General features: G+C 65.7%; 7 protein-coding genes. 1 reads left to right on the top strand and 6 read right to left on the bottom strand.

What is annotated here, in order from left to right; translation table 11 throughout:
* Positions 1-5: 5 nt before the first annotated feature.
* From brxD to LB823_RS09335, 6 genes are all read right to left on the bottom strand, one after another.
* A complete protein-coding gene (gene brxD, locus LB823_RS09360; protein ID WP_224646691.1) occupies positions 6-1295 on the bottom strand; it encodes a BREX system ATP-binding protein BrxD in 1290 nt (429 codons plus the stop codon).
* The gene (gene pglZ / locus LB823_RS09355) at positions 1292-4027 is read right to left on the bottom strand and encodes a BREX-2 system phosphatase PglZ (RefSeq protein WP_224646690.1); all 2736 of its coding nucleotides are present in this window, start codon (positions 4025-4027) and stop codon (positions 1292-1294) included. Before pglZ ends, brxD begins: the two co-directional genes overlap by 4 nt.
* Positions 4024-7773: a DUF6079 family protein gene (locus LB823_RS09350; RefSeq protein ID WP_224646689.1), complete on the bottom strand. Its 3750-nt coding sequence runs from the start codon at positions 7771-7773 to the stop codon at positions 4024-4026. The genes pglZ and LB823_RS09350 overlap by 4 nt, the downstream gene beginning before the upstream one ends.
* 238 nt (positions 7774-8011) lie before the next feature.
* Positions 8012-9337 carry a hypothetical protein gene (locus LB823_RS09345; RefSeq protein WP_224646688.1) on the bottom strand — a complete coding sequence of 442 codons (1326 nt, stop codon included), beginning with the start codon at positions 9335-9337 and terminating at the stop codon, positions 8012-8014.
* Positions 9338-9358: 21 nt separating this feature from the next.
* Positions 9359-12889 carry a BREX-2 system adenine-specific DNA-methyltransferase PglX gene (gene pglX, locus LB823_RS09340; protein ID WP_224646687.1) on the bottom strand — a complete coding sequence of 1177 codons (3531 nt, stop codon included), beginning with the start codon at positions 12887-12889 and terminating at the stop codon, positions 9359-9361.
* Complete coding sequence (locus tag LB823_RS09335; RefSeq protein WP_224646686.1) at positions 12886-16926, bottom strand: NERD domain-containing protein; 4041 nt, start codon at positions 16924-16926, stop codon at positions 12886-12888. Before LB823_RS09335 ends, pglX begins: the two co-directional genes overlap by 4 nt.
* A 231-nt stretch (positions 16927-17157) precedes the next feature.
* On the opposite strand from LB823_RS09335, the gene LB823_RS09330 reads away from it, so the two are divergent.
* Positions 17158-20985, top strand: coding sequence for a GTPase (locus LB823_RS09330; protein ID WP_224646684.1), 3828 nt, complete (start codon positions 17158-17160; stop codon positions 20983-20985).
* Positions 20986-20988: the final 3 nt, after the last annotated feature.

The following is a 20988-nucleotide window of genomic DNA, read 5'->3' as shown; positions in this document are numbered from 1 at the left end:
ACGGCTCAGAGCTCCACGTCGTCCGCGGACGACGCGCGCACGACCTCGTCACGCTCGGTGGTGGCGATGGTCAGGCGGTAGTCGCGCCGAGGATCGAAGTCTTCGAACTGATCGATCCGGTCCAGTACATCGGCGACCAACTTCTTGAGGAACAGCCGTGGAGAGACCCCGACCTTGCCGCCGAGCTCGCCGGCGACGGCGGCAGCGAGGTCGCGCAGGTAGGCGTCGTCGCACACCGACAGAATCCGAGAGGGCGAGGAGGCGCCATCGGCGTACAGATCGCGCACCCGTGTACCGACCTCGACGAGCTTGTCCATATCGAACCCGGTGAGTCGGATCTGCGGTGCGCGCGGATTGTCGAATCGCGGGTCACCGAAGTCGGTGTGGAGGCGTTGCGCGAGCGGTGGCAGCGTCTGGACCCCCATCCGGCCGTCGTAGAACGCGGGCGTGCCCGTGACGATCAGGTACAGGCCGGGGTAGCGGCCGGAGTCCAGCTCATCGAGCCATTGCCGCAGGGCATTGAGGGCCTTCTCCCGCGAGTCCCGGCGCATGCGCTGCAGCGTCTCCACCTCGTCGATCACGAGAACAAGGCCGGCGTGCCTGGAACCCTTGAGGACCGACAGAAGGCCGGTCAAGAAGCCCATCGCGAGGAAGTGGTCGACGTCCTGCTTCACCCCGGCGAACCGTTTGGCCTGCGCGCCCACGTGGGGCTGGCCCCCGAGCCACGCGATCAACCCGTCAGCGGTGGCGGCGTCGCCGGATTCCAGAGCCTCGCGGTACTTGCGCAGCACCATCGGGTACTGCGGTGTGGACGAAGCGACCGTCGCCAGGCGTTGCTCGAGGAGCTTCTCCACCTCGGCCGCGGGCGCTTCGGCGGCGCCGAGTGCGTCCGCAGCATCCTCCTCCACCCCGTACAGCCACGCGTCGATCACTGCGCGGAAAGCGCTCTTGCTGAACGCCGACGTCCGGAGTTCTTCGATCGTGCGCCGGTAGACCGTCTCCAGGCGGTGAAGTGGCGTTTCCAGCTCACTGATCTGCACCTCGGCGACGGCGAAACCCCTTGCCATCGCACGCTGTTCGACCCAACGGGCGAAGAACGTCTTACCCGCGCCGTACTCGCCACGGACTGCCTTGAACGCGGATCCGCCGGCGGCAACCGCGACGAGATCCTCGTCGATGGCTCCGGCGAATTTGTCGATGCCGACGGCCAGCGCATCGAGCCCGCCATCCGGCACCGTTCCCTGGCGGAGCGACTGCAGGATCTCGCGTCGCCGGACCGGCGAGACCGGGCTCACCGTCGAACTCCGAACTGCTCGAAGAGAACATCGGCAGCGACCACCAACTCTGTTCCGTTCACCGAGACGGCCTCCACGCCGTCGACGTTGAACACCTGCAGGAGCGTGGGGGCGGTGCGCCCGACGCGCGCGGACGTCGACCCGAGTAGGGCATCGACGCGGGCGAGCGGCAGGACGCCGCCCAGCGAGATCGCTTCTCGGATGACGCTGCCGACCGCCGCTGCCTTCATCCGGGGCGCGAACAGCCGCATCTGTGATCGGAACAGGTCACTCTCCTCAAGGGCGGCCACGGCGCTGTCTTGGACAGGTGCCGAAGGTGATGTGCTCGGCGCATCGGGAAGGTCGAACAGACCGTCACCCTTCGGCTCCGCCTTCCTCCGGGCGGGCTTGGTCGGTGCCTTCGGTGCTGCCATCGGTACCGGACCGATGATTGAGGCCGGCGACCCGTTCCAGAACTGCGGCGCCTCGATGCCTCCGGGCCTCAGCTCCAGATGGGCGGGCGGGGCGCCCTTCACGAGGATCGTGACGGGGATGGTGACTTCCGCGGGCGACCCTCCGCCGTGATACCCGGCCTTCTTGCCCGTGTACCGGACCTGTTCATCGACGGCGAGGATCTCCTGGCTCCCGTCCGCGAGAACCCGTGGGCCCGTCAAGAGAACCTCGTACGCCTCAGCCGGCTCGTCGACGGGACGGTGCCGTGCGGAGGTCCGGGTGCCGCGCTGGACCGACGGTGCCTCACTCCGCTCGACGACGTGTCCGTGGTCGGAGACGAGGACGACGGTGCGCCCGACGGTCGCGGCCGCCGCGAGCAGCGCCTCCAGGTGCCGCACCTGCGAGACGGTCCAGACAGTGCCGATCGGATCGGACTTGTCCAGGGCGTCATCGATCGTGTTGAGCACGCACGCGACCACGGGGGTTCCGACGGTGTCATTGATGGACTCGCGCACCTCGGGGGCGAGGGACCCGCCAGCGAGTGTATCGAGCTGGGCCTTGTGAAACAGCGGAGTCTGTTCGGCCGGCAGCCCATTTCGTTCGAGCCACGAGGCGAAACCGGGCTTTTCTTTGGTTTGGTCGCCCGCGGTGAGAGCGCCGGTGAGCAGCGAGCATCGGGAGAAGCGCGTGACCGTGGGAAGGACTGCGACAGCTGAGGTGGGCAGGTCGTCCCGTGTGAACTGTTGCCACTGCGGACTGCGTCGGGTGAGATCGGTGACGATCTCGTTGGCCGCTGCGGAGCCCATGCCGTCCGCGACGATCAGCAGCACGGGGGAGCGGTCCTGCCGATCGTCCCCGAAGGTCGACGGCGCAGGCTGGGTCAGTGGCACGACGACGCGGTCGAGCAGGTTCTCGATCGGCAGGAACGCGTCATCGGACGGGGCGTGCGTGGCTGAAGCCGCGAGCTCCCTGGCGAACTCGCGGTCATATGCCCCGCGCCGCGCGCGGACCGTCTCCAGGATTCGACCGTTGGCGGACTGCAGTGCGGGATCCTCTGCACCGACGAAAGCCTCGTCGATCGCCGCATCGACCCAGGAGAGCTCAGTGCGGTACGCAAGAAGCCAGGCGCTCAGCCCGACGGGCGACTCGAATTCTCCGCGTGTCCATCGCAGGAGGCGTAGTGCAGACCGGGCGACCCGGACGTCCTGCGGTGCGTCGGGACCGTCCGCGAGGGCGGAGGAGTGCGCTCGGACCGCCTCCCAACTGTCCTCGGCGTCGGCGAGGGGACCGCCTTCGACGGCGGAGTCGAGGGCTACGGCGAAGTGAGCGAGTCGGTGCGGGAGCGCGTCGGGGAGCACGTCCGAGCGACCCACGAGCGGGGTGGCGCGAAACTCCGAGACGAGGTCGGTGGCGCGTCGGAGCACGGGTGCCGTGCCGCTCTCCTGGGCGGCGAGCGTGGCGGCGGTGCCCCAGGCACGGATTTCGCGTTCGGTCAGCTCGACGCCGAGCGCCTGAGCGAGCAGCGTGCGGACGACGACCACAGTGTCCCGTGCCGTCGCTGCGGAGTGCTCCGTGTGGGTGTCGTCGGTGAGCGCAGCGACGAGGCCGAGCGGCACGAGGTCGGCCGGCCCGCGCGTGCGCCAGACGGCGGTCATCGCGCGGCCGGCATCCCCGAGTCGTCTGGACAGCCAGGCGTTGAACTGTTCGAGCAGGACCGGATCGGCGCTCTCCCGCCAGGACTCGAACCTGACATGTGTGGAGGAGATCGACCACAGCGCCACGCGATGGGGCGCCACACTGTCTGCCTCGAGTCCGAAGCCGCGCGTGAGCGCACCGAAGAGGTGGTCGCCGGTGAGCACGCCTCCGGGGGCGGGTTGCACGGCGTCCGGGAGCGAGCGCAGGGCTGACCGCGCGGCGTCGTTCTTGTTGCCCAGCAGGCTGTACTCCTGGCTGGTCGCGTTGAACGCCTCACGCAGTGCGGGCCACGGATCCAGATGGGAGAGGGTGTGCCGGCCGGTGAGGTGCTCCTGCACACCGACGGGGATCTCCGTCGCCGGACGGTCCGTGAGGATCACGACCCAGTCCACCTCGTACCGGTCCAGCAATGCGTCACGGATCGCGAGCACGCTCGGGGCCGTGCGCACGCGGACGCGCTGTCCGTCGAGGGTGAGCGTCGGGTCACCGGACCACTCCGGTCGCGCCGCGACGGCGATCGCGCCGCGTGCGTACTCCTTCGCCTTGAGTTGCCGTACCAGCGCGCGGATTCCGGCGCGGTCGGCGATCGGCAGTGAACTCGTCACTCGTCCACCCGCGTGATGGTGACCTGGAATCGTGCTCCGGGGTGGGCGCGCAGCAGCGCCTGAAGGCGCTGCTCGAACACCGACTCCGTGTCGGCATTCAGGTCAAGGGTGACCGGCTGGAACGTCCGTGTAGCGGGATCGACCGGGAGTGGAATCTTGTCGGGGTCCGGCCGTGCCGGTGGCGGCGGAGGCGGGGCGACGGGGCCCGGCGCGAGGGCCTCCAACCACGACTCGCGCTGACCATTGGCGCGCTCCAGAGCACCGGCAAGGCCGATGGCGAACTCCTGGGAGGTCACCGCTTGCTGGATGTCGGAGAGGATCCGCTTGGCCTGGCTGCCGTGCGGGGTGTCGCCCGGCGCCTGGACCAGGACGTCCCACCGTGTGACGGGGTACTTCGTGATCGCCTGCGCTACGTCGGCGGCGGTGCTCAGCGATTGCGAGACCTCGATGTCGGACCCGCGGAGCAATGCGTCCGCGATGAGTGGAACGAGGTCCAAGTTCTTGGCACCCGGTACCCGGTCTTCAAAGAGTTCCATCAGATCGGCCGCGAGCGGGCCGCGGCCCTCGCTGAAGGGGAGCCCGAAGTACTCGTAGTACGTCTGCAGCTCGCGGACGAAGCTGCGGCGGCCGGCGAACTCGGAGCGCGCGTACTCGCGCACCGCGTCACCGAACACGCCGAGATTCGTCGCCGTGAGGTACTCGCTGAGGTTCTGGCCGGTCCACGTCCTCCACCGCTGCACGGCGCGCTCGAACACCGCCTGGTCGGGAAGGGGCTCGAGACGAAGCTCCATGGCAGGCTTGATCTCGCCGACGGCGGGTTCCTCCACCGTCGACTTGAACAGGAACCAGGACCGCTTGGTCCGCGTCGCCCACACCGCCGCGATCAGGTCGACCATGTCGTCCGTCAGGCCGCGGCGCTCCGCGATTTTCGCAATCGCCTGCCGCAGCGCCGCCACTTCGACGGTGCCGCCCTCGTCGATCCCGGCGCGCCCCAGCTCCTGCGTGATGCGGTTCTGCCAGGTGGTGAACTGATCCGGGCCGAACATGAGGTGCGTCTCGTTGGTGCGGGCCAGTTCGAGAGGTCCAACGATGCGGCGCGCCGTCGAGCGTTCGGACTGGTCGAGAGCCACCCGGCCGTCCGGCACCGACTGCGCCTGCCGCAGGCGGCGGAGCACGACGTTCAGATCACGCCGCACGATGAGCTTGTCCTCGGGCGAGAACTCGGGGTGCTCGGGGAAGCGGGAGGCGAAGGAGTCTGCGAACAGTCGTTCCGCGGCGGCGCCGAGCGAGTTGCCGATCGGCGTGCTCACGCTGACCCCGGAGTGCAGGGGCCGGAGGTAGGGCTCCGGCGCTTTCGCCCCACCGACCACGCCGTACGCCACCTGCAGCGCCAACTCCAGCTGCGCGGTGGTCTGGCTGCGCTGGCCCTCGAGGATGGCCTTCGCGGTGGACCGGTCGGCCTCCGGGAGCTCGTTGGCGTAGGTGCCCCAGCGCTCGCCGTTGAGCAGGTACTCGAGCACCACGAGCCGGCCGAGGCGGCGGTTGGTGTCGTCGTCGAAGAAGGTGGGCAGCCAGGCGATGGTGAAGGCCTCGTCGCCGGTGCGTCGGAGTTCGTCGATCCGGTCGTGGTCCTCCTGGACGGTGTGGCCGGGGTCGTCGAAGGGGAGATCGACCACCAGGCGCAGCGCGCCGTGCGTCTGCGGGACGAAGGCCTCGTCGGAGAGGTAGCCGCGGTCGCGTACGTTGCCGAAGACGATCTCGACGATGCGCTCGGTCCCGCGCCAGACGATCTGCCGGAGGCGGGCAGCGTCGATGGTGGCGGTCGCGTCGGCGACGCCGAACTGCTCGGCGAGGAGCCGGCGGATGAGTTCGCGGCGCCGGCCGTCGGTGTCCTCGCCGGAGGCGCGCTTGACGATCCGTTCGTAGTCGACAGATTCGAGGGAGGCGGAGATGATGGGGTTCGCGTCCGAGGTCACGCTGATCTCGGGGATCTCGGCGGCCCAGCGCTTGACCTTGCCGAGGATCTGCGTGGCCTGGTCGCCGGGGATCAGAGAGATCACGCTGCCGTGGTTGAGGGAGGCGAGCCGGTTGGCGTCGATCTGTTTGAGCGCGGGCACGTTCGGCGCGATCGCGGCCATGAGCAGAGTCTTGGCGATCCGGATGTCGGCACGGAGCCCTGGAGGGGTCTCGCCGTCGGTGATGTCGGTATCGACGCCGGCCTCGCGGAATAGCAGCGGGCGCAGCTTCTCCAACCACAGGGTGCGCGCGGTCTTGAACGTGGATGCGGCGGCGGCATTGATCGCGGTGCCGCCCGCGCTGTCGATCACGTAGTCGAAGGCGTCGCCCACGGGGATCACGTTGGAGATGGTCAGCTGATCGGCCTCGTCCTGCAGCATTTGCTGCATCACCTTGAGGGCGGTGCGCTCGCGTTGCATCTGGCCGGAGAGGGCGCGAAGGGTGGCGATGAGGGCCGGGGAGAAGGGGTAGGTCAGTTTGAAGGCGTCGGCGTCAGCGCCGCGGTGCTGATCGTCGGTGTTCACGCCGTCGAGCAGCACGTCCCACACCTTGGGGCTGCGTTCGATCCGGCCGAACGAATCCTGTAGCGCGGAGGCAGCCTCGGCGTCCAAGGGCTGGAGGAGGCGCTTGTTGGCGATGTAGGGAAGGTTCTCGTCGCCCAGGGTGACCTCGCCGAAACGGCCGGCCTGGTGCGCGAACGCCTGCTCGACGGCCTGCTGGGTGGCACCGGAATCGCTGCCGCCCGCGACCCACTTGGAAAGGTCGTGCTGGCGCGCGATGAACGAGGCGATCGGGACGGCGAGCCGCCCCCGGCTGGTCTCGACGAGCTTGGTGATCTTCTGGACCTCGGCGCTGAACTTCTCGCGCTCGGTGATGAGGAACGTGAGCCACAGGACGAGCTCGTCGAGGAGGAGGACGACTCCGTCGTAACCGAGCGACTTCGCGTGATCCGCGATTACTGAGAGGCCATCCTCGAGCGGCAGCCAGTCGGTGTTGCGCGAGAAGCTGGTGAAGTACGTGGCGATCAGCGCTTGCTTCAGTCGCGCGCGGTCCGCGGCGGGGGCCCCCGGCGCGGAGGACTCGGCGTAGGTGTTGTCGTTCCACGTGGTGGTGGCCGCGCCGAGCGCCGCCCAGTTCACGGTGCCCGACGGTGCCGCCTCGCCCTGATTGAGGCCGGCGAAGAACTTCTCGTCCCCCATCTCGGAGCGGAGGCGCGCGGCGTCCTCGAAGAGGCCGCCGGCGGAGTGGAGTACGGGCGGCCTGGCATCGGGATGAAACTGGGCGATCTGACGCAGGTACTGATCGAACAGCGCGGATTCGATGGTGGTGGAGTCGAGGAAGTGGAACGTGAGCCGAAGCAGGTTCGCCTCGGTGGCCCGGGGGTGTTTGGCGATGATCGGCTGCAGGTCGGTGATGGCGAGGGTCTCGGACGCACGACCGAGCACTCCGTACAACACGGCCATGAAGTGTGACTTACCGGAGCCGAATGATCCGTTCAGGTACGCGGCCTTGTTCTCTCCGGTCCGCAGCGCCTCTTCGACGGTGCCGAGTGCCTGGTCGAAGGCCTCGGCGATCGCGGGGGTGACCACGTAGGCGTCGACGGTCCCCTGCATGTGCCCGCGCTCGACCGAGTCCGACAGACGCAGCACGTAGTCGTTCGTGCCGTGCGATTCAGGGATCGAGAACGTCTCCCGCAGCGTGCGTGCGGCGGTGCCGGGGCCTGAGAACATGGTGTGTCGCTACTCCGTCTTTTCGCTGGTCGGGTCGAGCCTATCCGTCCAGACGGCCTTGAGCCGTAGGGGCTGTGATGTAAGCGCCGGTTAGACCGCATGACAACGGTTGATACGGGCACTGCGGGGTGGGGCGTATCGGGCGAAGGATGGCAGTACCTGGCCCAATCCGCCCTTCGTAGGTGCGTATGTACTCGTGGCATCACCCCGGGTGTGCGTGCGGTGCGACTAGTTCGAACTATTGAAAGTATGATATTGCATCGATTGCAAGCATGCGCACAACCTCGATATCGGGTCCGAGCGCTTCGGCTTCGCCGCTCCTAGGAAGTAGAATCGGCGCATCAGCAAAGCGTGGATCGTCTTTTGAGTGAACGATTCTGTTGCGAATGAAGTATATTCGTTCCGCGACCTGGGTGAGAAGTGCTGCGGAACTGATCGATTGACCAGTGTTGATCGGCTGCCGTACCGTTATCTTTCCACGTTTCCCGAAGTGTGCTCTGACGTCCTCGTGCATCACGAATTCTCGTATCCGCGTCTCGTCGGCGACCTCGTGGACCAGCAGTTTTAACTGTTCCTCTTCTGTAACGCGTGCGGATGCACCTGCGATCTTCACAACGCGTAAGAGGTCTTCGTTGGCGTCGGGGTTGAAACGGACGTCTCTTATTTCCTTTCGTAGCCGACGAACTGTGTCCTGGGTAGTTGCGAGTGGGAAGTAATACTCGAGCACTTGGTAATAGGACAGAAATGAAAGTGGGCGGTTGAGATTGACCGCTTCGGCGAATTGGAAAAGTTCTGAAACCTCGCTATTGATCCTTGTTGAAGGATATCGAACCTCATCAACAATTGTTCGATGCTTCTTAGCGGGCGATTGAGTGTTTTCGGTGCGGGGTGCGAGGGCTAGTAGTGCTCCGTTGCGGGCGGCGAGCTCGTACAGAAATGACGACGCGATCTTCATCGCCTCGGCCTCTGAGAGTTGCTCCGTTCCAAAGATCTTGATAGTTAGATCTGGTCGCAATTGGCTTCGATCTTGCTCGAAGCGTATTCGCAACTCTCCTGGCGAATAGAGTCGCGCGCACGCCGTCCCCCAGGACAACTCGACGCAAGGAGCTCCTGGTAGGTGGATCGGCTCAGGTAGGCGTGCAGACGGGCGGTCCGGGACCTGGGTGTAGCGACTCATATCGATAGATCGCGCACCCGCGATATGCTGACAGTTGAAGGTGTCCGAATTTGTCGGAGCCGTCAGTTTGCCGAGTCTGCCTGAATAGATCGGCGTAGAACGACGGTACAGCTGGATCGATGGATTCTCGACGTAGAATTCGAAGTATCCGTTGCTCGTTTGAAATCCGTGGAATTCTTCTAACGGCGACGGGTTTTCCCTAAGTTGTTCGACCAGTTCTTCGAAGTGATCGTCGATTACAATTGCTCCCCTTCGCGCCCAGGCTGTCGAGGTGTCTTCACCTTGAGGGATGGTCAAAATTCCAGAATTGTGTTCATCGACGATCGAGAACCCCTTCTCTTCGAGCAGAGTTCTAACCATCGATCGGCTTGTGTCATCTTCAGGCATTTATGACTCTTCGAATCTCATTCATTTGGGCTGATAGAATTTTCTGGCATGGATCGCCATCTCGGACAACTGGGTTTGAAGGTAGTCTGCCAAGTTTGCCGAGAGGGCCGGGTCTGGCAAACTGTGGTACTGGCGGACGAAAGGCAAGATTTCATTGATGCCTGATTGAATGGCGGCGACGGCGTATTCATTTTTGGCGCCGTCGGAGACGTCGCCGGCGAAAATCAGAGCCAGAGCGAGCCCCTGGTAGGCGTGGTTCCAGCCGGCCCAGCCGAGGAGGGAGGTGGGGTCGGTGGCGCGGCCGAGGCCGGGATAAGAGATGAATCGTTCCTTGGGGACGTCGAGCTTGCCTCGATGCTGCCAATACGATGGCTTCTTGAAGTCGGCGCTGGTGTACTTCGGAGGGACGGGGATGTCCTCTGCCTTGACCAGACCAGCGTCCTCTTGGCGCTGGAGTTCCCAGACCTTCTCCCACTCGGCGCGCTTACGCAGACCCGAGGGCTTGTAGCGCAGTTCGGCGAGGAAGGGCACGGCCTCGTCCTTGAGGAGTTTTTCCAGAGTCTTCGTGACTGGTGCATCCTTCTGGCCGGCCCACATGTCCAGAGCGGTGATGAACTCCGAGTTCGTCTCGACGCGGGCCGCAAGCTCAGCGACCGACAGCGGCTGGGGCGTGCCCTGTGGGGTGAACCAGAGCGACTTGTCTTCGAGGCTGTCGAGGAGCCAGTTTCGCACGGCTCGTTCCACCTTCGTGCCCCAGGACTCGCCAGCCCAACGGCGCTTGTACTCGGGCTTCTCGAGTAAGCGAATGAAGGGATTGGACTCAATTTCGCTCACGCGACGCTGGATGAGATCGCGGTAGGCCTGTGGCCAGTCGGTTGGAAAATCTGCATGCATCGGATGTTGATGATTTGCGTGTGAGAACCATTTTGACGTGTCAATCCCGGAGCGGATGTTGCGGGCCATAACAATCTCGAAAGACCGCAGGCCAGCTGTGATTGGAATCCCGGTACCGGTTGGAAATGAGAGGTTCTCGGTGGTCAGGCCATAATGATAATACGTCTCCCAATCGAGTTCCTCTTGTTCGGAGATCAATCGTGAGCGGAGCTCTCGATCTTCGTCGAGTAACTCAGAAGGGGAGTGGACCAAGGCCTCGATCGTTGCCACATCTGGCTGAATCAATGCAAGGCGTTGTGCGAGTTCGTCGATGTAACGAGCACGGGTGAGTGGAAGATCCTGGGGAAGTGGGAAGTCCTTCAAGGTTGTGCCGGTGAATTCCCAGTTCCAAGACCAAGGTTGGTCAGGCATTCCACTCGCGGCGGTGGCGTTGCCCTTGCTGTGGCTGTTCTGCTTGAGCCAGAAGCAGGCGGTGGAGCTGTTGAGGATGCCGAGGAGCCGGAGGTGCTCGTCCTCGGTTGCGCCCTCGGGGAGCTTGATCACGGGAGCCGTGCGGATGAAGATAGCGGAGTTTCTCGCCAGATAAAAGTGGTTGTGCGTGCTGACGAACGGAAATGCGATAAGGAGTTCCGACGTGAATCGCCGCTTGTTTAACTGGGAATACTCCCACCATTCAAGACCCTGTTCTTCCTGGGTCCCCGACAGTGCGCGTCTGATTCTAAGCAGCGGACGCACAGGCCATAGAGCACGCCTGGTTGGTTCGTCTGCTGCGGCATTGCCGTCAGCACCATACGGACACATTGCTCGGCTTGCCTCCGTGAGGCACCAGTCCCGCACCGAAGATCCACCCACGAACGGCCTTTGGAGCTGCTGTTCTATGCCGAGTCGTCTCAGAGTGGGGGCTCCGAGGTCGAACGCGTCATCTTCGCGCGTGACCGCCATGAAGCCGATGTCCGTCGTAGTTTCGGAGAGTGCTTGGCTCCCAGCTAGATTGATTGCCGCAAGAAGTTCGACCGCGCCGCCGCCTGAAAGGCTCCATGGGTGAACGGCCAGGTTAGAGATCGGCAAATCTGTGACAGAGATCCATTGGTCTTCAAACCCGGGTTGCTCGGTGTGACTCGTGATTGACGACCAGACCGTTCCTTGTGCGGGATTCTTGGGTGCGCCGGGTTCGCCCTGGATGCCGAGAACGGCGCGGACGGTTTCGGTCACGGCACCGTGGTTGCGACCGACGAGGATCACAGTCGGGGTGCCGTGGCCCGGGATGTACGCACCGGAGGTGTCGATCACGAGGCGGAGGTCGATGTTCGCGAGGAATTTCTCGATCAGCGGAACGCCGAACTCGCGCTTCATGAACGAGTTCGACGTGATTTGGCCGACCCAGCCAGCATTGTCGCCGGGCTTCGCGAGGGCGAAGAACCGCTCCATGAATGGAACCGTCAGGGCATAGGTGCCCTTGCAGTAGTGGTAGATCTCGCGGTACCTCGCGTTGAGGGCCTTGTCTTTGACCGTGATGTATGGAGGGTTGCCCACGACGCAGTCGTACTGGCCCGAAGCGAGGAACTGGGCGAGCTTGGTGCGGTCTTCGGTGCTGTAGGCGAAGCCGGTGACGACGGCGTCCTTGTCGAAGGCGGCGTCGCCGTAGTCCAGCGCGTCGCGGCCGCCGGAGTCGGGGCCGTGGAGTAGGGAGTCGCCGTTGATCACGTTGAGGGTAAAGGCGGGGAGGCCGATGAGCGAGGAATCGCCGGAGGCCTGCATCGCCGCGACGAGCAGCCGGAACTGGGCGATTGAGACGGCGAAGGGGTTCAGGTCGACGCCGTAGATCGATCCCAGAGCCTTGTCCGCGAGGGCACGCGGTTCCATCGCGGGAGCCTGAGCGCGCCAGCGTCCGAGGAGGCGCTGGAATGCGCCGAGTAGGAAGTGGCCCGATCCGCAGGTGGGGTCGACGAGTTTGAAGCCGTCGAGCGGGCGATCATTGAGAGCCGGCTCCATCGTCTGGTCGAGGATGAACTCCTCGACGAAGACCGGCGTCTGGAGGAGGGCGTACTTCTTCTTCGCGAAGTCCGAGAGATCCTGGTAGAGGTCGCCAAGGAAGCGGGTCTCCAATTCGGGATCGGCGAAGGACCAGAGGAGGACACCGTCGTCATCGGTCGCCCTCCAGAACTCCAACAGTCGCTGCACAGCGTCCGAGCTCGGGGCGAAGATGTGGATTGCGGCGTGGCTATCCACGAGGCCTTCGGTGGCCCGGTGCGCGCCGAGCTCATCGAAGGCCACCTGCAACCATTCGCGGTACGAGGCGTCGGGGTTGCTGCGGTAGAAGCTGTTCTCCGCGTCGAGGGCGCGCTGGCGCAGCGTGTGGTCTGGGCTGGCGATCCACACGCCGGTATCGCCGAGGAGCAGGTTGTCCTCGCAGAAGCGCACGAACACCGAGGTGAGTAGCCAGCCCACCGCTGCCTGTGTGAGCTGGTCCTCCGACCAGTCCGTCCACGAGACTGCGGTGCGCTCCTGTTTGCGTGCCTCGTCGTAGGTTGCGCGCCACTGCGCGAGGGCACCGACCTCGTCGTCGGTGAGGCGCGCTCGCATGTCCTCCACGAGCACCTTCAGCTGCGGCTTCAGCGCAGCGTTCAGCTCGGCACCGGACGTGGTGGCGACGGTCATTGAAGCGACTCCTCGGGAGAACTAGGTGTGGAGGTGGAGATCAGGGCATGGACATCGTCGTCGGATGCCTGGACGAACTGCTCCGGCGCGGACTGGGGGAGCGCGATGTCGTCGATCCTGGCACCGGGCCGGCCACCGGACTCCTCCGGCTGCGGCACCAGGGCCCAGACCGCGTGCGGCGGCGGATTCGTCACGTCCACCCAGCATTGCAGCACACCGAGTTGGCCGTATGCTGCGAGCGTCGACAGGTCGGTGAGGACGACCGGCGCGCCGGCTTCTGCGACCCGATCCGCGATGGCCGGTACGCACTGGGACACGAAGCCGCGCAGCCCCTCCCGGTCGGTCGATGCGCCGGAATCGGCGGCGACGATCGCCTCCCACGGCATCCCGGCCGCAGCCGCGCGGGCGCGCATCTCGCTCAGCAGTACGTCGGTCACGTCGATGTGCACCGCGCCGAAGCGGGCAGCGATCGCCTCAGCGACACGATCGGTGTCGCCCAGCGGTACGCCGATCGCGCGGAACGTCCGATCGCGGGAGCTACTGGCCAGCAGCACCTCCAGCTCGCTACCGGACTGAAGCTGCGTCGGTGCGGCCGTCCGCGTGGTGTAGGTCGGGACCTTCGTGAACTGGTCCGGATCGGGCTTTCGCTGGAAACGCTGTTCGTCCGTGTTCCACTCGGTGCCGGGGAGCACGTCCTCAACGAGTGCGTGCAGCGCATCGCCGGACGGCAGCGGCGCCGCGTGCGGGAACCGCGCCGCGATGCGGGAGCGCAAGGTCTTCACCGTGAAGGTTTCGGTGCGAGACGCGCCCGCAAGGACCTCTCGCAGCGCAGCCCTAGGATCCAGAGGGATCCGGTGCAGCTCATCGCGGGCGGACAGGGCGACCTCCGCGGACGACGTAGCCGCGATCCGCAGCAGGACGTGCGTCGGCACCTCCACCTGATCTGCGGTATCTCCCAGTATCTTCGCTGCGGCTCGGCGCAGCTCGGCGGTCGCGTCGGCGGGACCGACGAGGGCCCGGCCGTCGGCCTCGGCACCGTCGACCAACTTCTCCGCGGCCTTCGCCAACTCCCGGGGCAGTGCTTGGGCCTGCTTGGAGAGCGTGAGCATCGCGACACTGCCGGTGGCCTGCCGCCGGACCGGGCTGATCCGCGCACCGTCGGCGTCCAGACCGGACGCGAGCGCGATGCGCAGGACCCCGAGCGCGCGGCGCTCCAGAATCCGATCCGCCGAGTCGTCGAAGCCTGCAACCAGTTCGCGGGCAAGCAGATCCGGTGTCGAGACTCCGCCGGAGGACTCCAGCAGCGCGATCACCGAGCCGTAGATCTTCTCGATCGTGCTGTTCAACTGTGGATTCTTCTGCCACAGCGTGGAGAACTCCGTGAAGATCTGTGCGATCCGGCCCGGCGTCACCTCCAGGATCTCCGCCAGTCGGCCGTACGACTCGAAGGGATCGGCGGGGGATTGCTCGTGGGTGCCGAGCAGGAGGGCGACCACCTGTCGCCGGACTCCCGATACCTTGGTCCCCGCGACGGCGAGCATCGCGTCCGTGATACCGGTCAGGCTGGTCAGCGGAGGCGAGGTGGTTTCCGGTCTGGCAGGCTTGGCCTTCGTCGTGGGAGCCGCGGGCGGCGTCGGGTCTTGCGTCTTCGCTGCGAACACCGCGGTCCACGCTTCGCGCATCGCCGCAGCCGTATCGAAGCGCTTGCGCGCATCCCGTGCGAGCGCGCGGCGGAAGAACTCCGTGAGGGCCTGCGCGCGGGTGGGAGCGAAGTCGTGCGCGACGAAGTCCTCCACCTCGATGGTCGGCTCGTCGGTGAGGGCGCTGGGGTCGCTCCGGCCGTCGCCGTACAGCGGCGTGGACGCCGTGGCCATCTCGTACAGGACCACCGCTACGGAGTAGCGCTCGGCGGCGGAGTCGTACGCGCGACGGGTACCGATGCCCAGGTCCGGGTCCCGGTACGGGGGAGTGCCGGCCTCGATCGAATCCGCCGACGCCCGGGCGAGGGAGAAGTCGAAGAGCACCAGCCGTGGCTGCGTGTTGCGTCCGGGCTCGCGGTACAGGCCCAGGTTGGACGGCTTGATGTCGCGGTGAGTGATGCCGGCTTCGTCGAGGCCGATCAACGTGTTGAGCAGCTCTGTGCCCCATAGCTTGAGGCGGTTCTCCGAAACCGAGTCGTAGCGCACCAGATCGGCCAGGGTCTGCTGGCCGCAGTAGGTGAGCAGGAGCGCGGTTCGGCCGCGCGGCAACTGCTTCGGGCCCTCGATGAGCCGGACCACTCCCGTCAGGGACGGTGCGAGGTCGGCCACGGAACGCAGGGTCTCGGCCTCGTCGGCCAGGCGAGAGGCGGCACCGTCGTCGATGCCGACCTTGAGGACGCGCTCCGCATCGTCGGCCTCGCGGTCCCGGACCAGGATGCCGCGGGCGGTCGATCCCGCGCCCAGCACCTTGACCACATCGAAACGGTCGTCGATCACATCATCCTGGGCAGGATTGAGCGGATCGACCTCGGGCGCGTCGTCGGCGGTGCTCTTGCGGTGGTTCGCCAGCGCGCCGGCGAACTCCTGGGCGCCGAACGTGTCATCCTTCGTGGTGATCGGCTTCGTGCGTTTGGTCGCCTGCGGCGACGTGACCTTGAGGACCAGGTCGCGGAGGGCACCGTCGACGAACCGACCCGAGGCGGCGAGGTCGAGCCCGCCCTCCTGGCGAAGGCGGTTCAGGAGCTCGGCCCGGTCACGCGCAGGCGCGTCACCGCCCGAGAGGAGGAAGTAGGCGAGCGCTCCGAGCGAGAACATGTCGATCGCGACGCGGTCGGCGTCCTGCGCCCACCGATCCTCGGGCGCCTGGAAGACGTCGTTCTGCGTGGGTTGTTCGGAGGACCCCAGGGCCGTGCCCGGTGTGGCGGTGCCCTGATGGATCTTGCCCGCCCACGTCCAGTCCACCAGTTTCACGGATACGGCACCGTCGTCGACCTTCACCAGCACGCTGCCGGGGGTGAGCCCGCGGTGCGCGACGTGGTTGCGGTGGGCGTAGGCCAGAGCGTCGGCGGCCTGTTGGAGGACCTCGAGTTGCTGGTCGGCGGTGAGAACGTGCTCGGCGAGATACAGGTCGAGGGGCGTGAATCCTTCGATCTCGGGATACACGATCACGGTGTTGCCGTGCGTGTCCTGGGGGAGATCGATGGGGGAGACGATCGACTCGTGGCGGAGGCCCTCGAGCAGCGTGAACTCGCGGTTCATGGCGCGGAAGCGGGCGAGCCGCGCCTGCGTCGGGGTGCCGGGCGGCATGCTGATGATCCGAGCGCGCGCCTTGGAATTCGTGGTCTGGTGCTGCGCCTCCCACTCCTGCCAATCGTCGCCGGCGGCGAGCGGCTGGCCGTTGATGGTCCACGAGCCCGCGTGCCGCTCCGCGCGGCGATGGCCGGTGATCGCGCGCATCGCCAAGCCGACGATCACGCTGATGTCCTCGTGGATCGGTTGGCGATCGCGTGGAGGCTCGAGGACGCGGGTGGAGATCCCGGGAAGCCCGGTCACGGATTCGAGGCCGTCGATGCTGAACAGGCTCGAGCGGGCCAGGTCGCTGAGGTCGGTCGTGAAGTCGTCGCCGTGGAGGTACACGCACTCCTGGATCCAGGGGAGCGCGCGGTCGACCTTGTTCGGGTCGAGGTCGTGCTCGATTGCGACCTTGCGTGCTTCGTCCTTGATCCGAGAGGAGAGTCGTTGCGCCTTGCGGCGGGTGAGGATGAGCGGCGAACGCTCCGTTTTGGTACGCCCGTTGCCAAAACGCCGAGTCCAGGTCTGCTCCGTGCCGGTGAGGTGGCCGGCGTAGGACTTCATCTCGACGAGGTGCAGGCGACCGCGACCCAGGATCGCGGCGTCGATCTCGTGCCACTGCCCCTGGCCGTCCATGAATTCGAAGTTCGTCCACGCGCGGTAGGGGGAGGTGTTCGGGAAGATCTCACGGAGCAGTCGGAGGCCTGCCGCCTCGTGGGCGTAGTTCGACGGCGTGACCTCGATCCAGCGATCCTCGCCACCCACCGTTGGAACCTCCCGACACCCCACCCGCGCGGGCGCGCGGGATCTCCCCGGCGACGATATCAATCAGAGCTGCGTCTCTCTTCGGCAACGGGCATTACGCTGCGAAACGGTCGGAAACATGTCGGAGATGCGCCTTACGATGTCGCGCATGGCTGAAGAACTGTGGTCAGGTCGTGCTCAGGAGCGCTCAGTCCCGTCTGCGAAGCATTCGAAGCGGTGGGGCTTCGTTGCATGGTGAATTCACCTTTGGAAAGTGCGATCGACGATGCAGTCCAACAGGCCGAGACCGAACGCGACGAACTGCGCGGAGTTGTCGCTGACATCCGGTCCGCGATCGAATCGGTGCTTACGCCCGGGATGGCCGAGAGCAGCGAGCTTCGACGGATTATCACGGAATTCGCCCAGGTATCCGCTGGACTCATCGGCGATGCCGGGCAGGGCGACACGTTCAACATCGCGTTCTTCGGCCGCACCGGGGCAGGGAAAAGCACATTGCTATCCATCCTGGGGCACCTGGATGGTGCGCGTGTGTCAGACGGCCACAGCGACTTCACCACCGAGGTCACCCCGGTCGCCTGGAACAAGTGCCAGCTCTGGGACACTCCGGGGATCAATGGCTGGGGGCGGCCAGATAGCGACGAGGGGACCGAGCTCCCGTCGAAGGACTCCGCTCGGGAGCGTCGCTCGATTCTTGAGAGCAGAGCGCGGCGGGCCGTCGAGAAGGCCGACCTGGTTCTCCTCTGCTTCGACAGCCAGAGCCAGCAAGCGTCGGAGTTCGGCAAGATCGCGGCGTGGGTCCAGGAGTTCGGCAAGCCCGTGATAGCGGTCTTGAACGTGCGGAATCCACGCTGGCGCCACTCGCGCAGGCTTGCCGCGGTGGCAGCGCGGAAGACGCTATCGCGCGCTGTAGCCGAGCACGCCGGCAATATCCGTACTGAGCTCGACCGGATAGGGCTCACTGGTACGCCGATCGTTGCCTACCACGCTCAGCGGGCCCTTTTTGCGCGAGCGTCCGAGCCCTACTCGGGGCCGGCACGGGATAGCCTCGCCGTGGAACGCGAGCAGTTCGGCACTGACTACCTGCTCACGAGTTCGAACTTCCCGACACTCGAACAACTCATCGTGAGCACGATCGCACACGGCGCTGCGGATCTGCGGAGGGCATCGATGCGAGACGGGCTGCGGGGGGCCGCAGGCCGAGCCTCGGCCGACCTCGCGGCCATGGTCACTGATGTGGAGGATCGCATCGCGCTGGCCGATGTCACGGCGATGAAGCTGATCGAGGTCCTGGGCTACCCGGAGGAGGAGAACCGGTCGGATCTGCTCGGTGACAGTGCGCCGATCCTCGCGGACGCTGAGGAGGCACGTGGTGGTCCGTATCTCGGAACGGCGAGCGGGTCCATCGACCGATACTTCGAGAGGCTCGTAGAGAAGCACTTGGCAGCGCCACGGCAATTGGTGTTGAACGAGGTCGAGACCCTGGTGAGCGTGAACCTCGAGAACGGGGACGACACCGCAGCCGAGGACATCCGAGACGTGTACGAACGCCACCGCGAGGACCTCACTGCGGCGGTCGCCGAGATGTGGGCTGCCGCAGGTGCGTTTCTCAACCGCAGGGTGAGCATCGTTCTTGCGCAGGGCGATCAGGACGTGGCGCTGGGTGGTGAGGCGGGAGCCCGACGAGACGGTGGATTGAAGGGCGTTTTCGGACGTGTTCTGAGGGTCGTCGGTATCGGTGCATCTGCGGCAGGCGGCGTGCTCGTGCTGCCTGCGGTGACCAATTTCTGGAATCCTGCCGGGTGGGTGAGCGGTACGGCGGTCATCGGGTTGAGCGCTGTCAGCGCGGCAGCGGGAGCTCTTGGGGACAAGCTGAGCGCGGATGGCCAGAAGGACGGTGACCGGCACCGATCGCGTGCACTCCAAGGCGTGCGAGATGCGGTGAACGAGTCCTTCGACACGGTGGAGGCGGATCTGCGTCACGCCTTTCGCGAGCAGAAGTGGAATGCCGCCGCGCCACATGTCATCGAGGCGTTGGATCACGTGGTGAAGCTGAACCGGTACGCGCAGTCCGTCCCGGCGGCGAACATCGGGATAGCTCAGAGTCGTGACCGGATCCGCCGCTCGCCTGAGCCGCGGGAGGTCATCGATTGTGCGGTCGCCGAGGTCATGGCGAGCCGGAGGCGAGATTCCGCCCGTGCCCTTACCTCGGCAGATGTCTGGCTGGGTGAGGATTGGATCGATGCCGCAGACGCGGCATCGGTCGAGACCCGCGCGGAGGTGCTCGATCACCTCGCTGCAGTGCGCGCCGACGATCGGATGCGGTTGGACCGCTTCATCGCCAGAGCCTGGACCCCTATAGACCAAGAACGCCTGGACAAATGGCTTTCACGGATCGACGGCGTGGTGGACGAAAAGACCAACGGTCGGATCGAGAGCATCTTCGCCGTGTTCGACGGCGTCCCGTCGGTCGTGGTGGTGGGTGACTACAGCGCGGGCAAGAGCAGTCTGGTCAAACGTCTTCTGGCAGAGGTGGGCGCCACGGAACCGCGAGATCTCCGGATCTCCGGTGCTGTCGCGACAGACACCGTTCAGGTCTGTGACGCAGGGCATTTTCGCATCGTCGACTGTCCCGGGTTCCAGAGTGGTCGGGCGCATCACGACTCCATCGCCCTGGCGGCGACGGTCAGCGCTGCGCTCGTCATCGTGGTCGTGCACGTCAACCTGATGATCGGCGATACTGGGCTGCTCGAATCGATCGTGGCCGGGACCGACCTCACTGTGGGTAAGGCGCGGAGGGTGCTGTTCCTCGTGAACCGGGCCGACGAATTGGGTGCGGACCCGACTATCGTGCCTGAGGACTTCGCACGTCTGAGGGAGCTCAAGGCCGCCGAACTGCGGGGAGCGCTCGCGTCCATGTCCGTCGATATCGACGACCTGCAGGTTCACCTGGTGGCAGGCGATCCGTTCGGCCAGTACGCGGATCGGACCACCGTCGTACCGTCCGACTTCGACGAGAACCGGTCGTGGGACGGCATCGACCCCCTCAAGAGTGCGCTCCTCGGATTCAGCCGTGGTGCAGCACGTTCCGGAGCTACCCGGGGAATCATCGACGAGGCGTGCATGATCCTGGCACGTCGTGGGCAGGTGGTCGACGACCGATCCCGGGAGCTCGAGCACGAGTCCGACGCGACAGAGGACCTGATCCGTGCGCTCACTGCGGCCGAGAACGAGGCGCGAATCCTGGAGGATTCGGTGCGAGAGCGGATCGCCAAGGCCGTACGCCGCCGAACGGATTGCACGATCGACGAGATACGGAAAATCGCGCCGGGCGACGGCAGCGGCCTCAGGGATGCCGTTGACGGGTGGCTCGACGAGTCCTTCTCGCGCGATCTGGAGCGACTGTTCGATGTCATCGCTACGGAGAGCCAACACCTGGTGGAGGAACACTCGTCGGCGATCCGGCGTGAACTGGAGTTCACGCGCATCGAGTTCGCTGGAATGCGGCCGGGAGGATCAGCCGACGACTTCATCGGTGCGCCGGGTGGCCAGGGCAGCGGGGCCGCCGCTGCGGGATCCAGCGCATTCAGGCTGTCCGCCGGACTGGCCCAGACGCTGGGAAACAGGGACGCCGTCTACGCCATCGGCAAGGCGGTCGGCGTGAAATTCCGGCCGTGGGGCGCGGTGAACGCAGGCAAGGCGGTCGGCAAGGTCGCGCCGATTCTGAGCCTCGTGGCAGCGGGGCTCGAATCATACAAACTTCACGCTGACTCCGTCGCAGCGAACAAGATGCGCCTGGCGAAGGTCGAAGCGGAGGAACGGCTGCGCGCGAGCTCAGCGGAGTTGGTGGAATCGGTGATGCGTGGCGACGAGGAACACCCCGGTCCTGGCGCAGTTCTCTCGGACTTCGCAACGACCGTGCGCGACCTGCGCGAGGAGATTCGCGTCACGCACGCTGAGTCTTTCGCAGAGTGGGAGGCGTTGCACGCGGAGCGCCTTCGCATCTCCGAGCTCCTATCGGACGCGGCGGACCTGACCCACATCGAGAATGTGAAGGACTGACAC

Source organism: Tsukamurella sp. M9C (assembly GCF_020169415.1).
Lineage (GTDB): Bacteria > Actinomycetota > Actinomycetes > Mycobacteriales > Mycobacteriaceae > Tsukamurella.
Note: the sequence above shows the minus strand (reverse complement) of the source record. Positions and strands in the feature narration are given on the sequence as shown.

What these genes read in the sequence shown, in the direction of transcription:
- LB823_RS09350 (WP_224646689.1), bottom strand. Translation starts at nt 7,773, where the DNA reads ATGTTCTCAGGCCCCGGCACCGCCGCACGCACGCTGCGGGAGACGTTC.
- LB823_RS09345 (WP_224646688.1), bottom strand. Translation starts at nt 9,337, where the DNA reads ATGCCTGAAGATGACACAAGCCGATCGATGGTTAGAACTCTGCTCGAA.
- pglX (WP_224646687.1), bottom strand. Translation starts at nt 12,889, where the DNA reads ATGACCGTCGCCACCACGTCCGGTGCCGAGCTGAACGCTGCGCTGAAG.
- LB823_RS09330 (WP_224646684.1), top strand. Translation starts at nt 17,158, where the DNA reads ATGGTGAATTCACCTTTGGAAAGTGCGATCGACGATGCAGTCCAACAG.